The 863-nt window shown below is 61.9% G+C and carries 2 protein-coding genes; one reads left to right on the top strand and one right to left on the bottom strand.

Annotation, left to right across the window (positions count from 1 at the left end):
• On the bottom strand, window positions 1–351 hold a 351-nt coding region (locus OC610_RS28205), incomplete at its 3' end, for a LysR family transcriptional regulator (protein ID WP_264432949.1).
• A gap of 108 nt (window positions 352–459) precedes the next feature.
• On the opposite strand from OC610_RS28205, the gene OC610_RS28200 reads away from it, so the two are divergent.
• Complete coding sequence (locus OC610_RS28200; RefSeq protein WP_264432947.1) at window positions 460–792, top strand: DMT family transporter; 333 nt, start codon at window positions 460–462, stop codon at window positions 790–792.
• The last annotated feature ends 71 nt before the right edge of the window (window positions 793–863 follow it).

The following is an 863-nucleotide window of genomic DNA, read 5'->3' as shown; positions in this document are numbered from 1 at the left end:
GGCCAGCGCCGCCAGGCTGTCGATCACCGGTTGATAGGGCATGGCCTCGTCCTGGGCCAGGCGCAGCGACGCTTCTTGCCCGCGCATCAAGGCCAGGGCCCGGCCGTTGAGGCGCTCGCATTGGCGCAACACTTCCCGGGCCTCCTCCAGCAGCGCCACGCCCGCGTCGGTGAGCTTGGGCTGACGGCCGCTGCTGCGCTCGAACAGGCTCACCCCCAAGTCCTCTTCCAGCAGGGCAATCGCACTGCTTATGGCCGACTGGGCCTTGCGCTGATCCCGGGCCACGGCGGAAAACGAACGCTTCTCGGCCACCCCGACAAACAGCCGCAGTTGTTCCAGATTCCACTGAATATCCATGGCGCAACCTATCTCTATTGCAGATAGGTAATGACTTTACCCCATCTGCCCAATCCCTAGAATGGGCCATCGAACGACGCAACAGTCACAGAGGATTCGCCCATGAACGCCTACTACTACCTCGCCATTGCCATCTGCGCCGAAGTCATCGCCACCGTGTCGATGAAAGCGATCAAGGGCTTCAGCGCGCCCCTGCCCTTGCTGCTGGTCATCGCAGGCTACGGCACCGCGTTCTGGATGCTGACGCTGGTGGTACGCACTGTTCCGGTGGGGGTGGCCTACGCGGTCTGGGCCGGCCTGGGGATCGTCATGGTCAGCGTCGCGGCGCTGTTTATCTACGGGCAGAAACTGGACGTGCCGGCGATGCTGGGGATGGCGCTGATCGTTCTTGGGGTTGTCGTGATCCAACTCTTTTCCAAGACTGCAGGGCACTGAAAACACTGCCATTGAATTGGAACACACCGATATTGAGCTGGAACGCACTTGTGGCGAGGGAGCTTGCTCCC

The sequence above is a fragment of the Pseudomonas agronomica genome (assembly GCF_025917275.1).
Taxonomy (GTDB): Bacteria; Pseudomonadota; Gammaproteobacteria; order Pseudomonadales; family Pseudomonadaceae; genus Aquipseudomonas; species Aquipseudomonas agronomica.
Note: the sequence above shows the minus strand (reverse complement) of the source record. Positions and strands in the feature narration are given on the sequence as shown.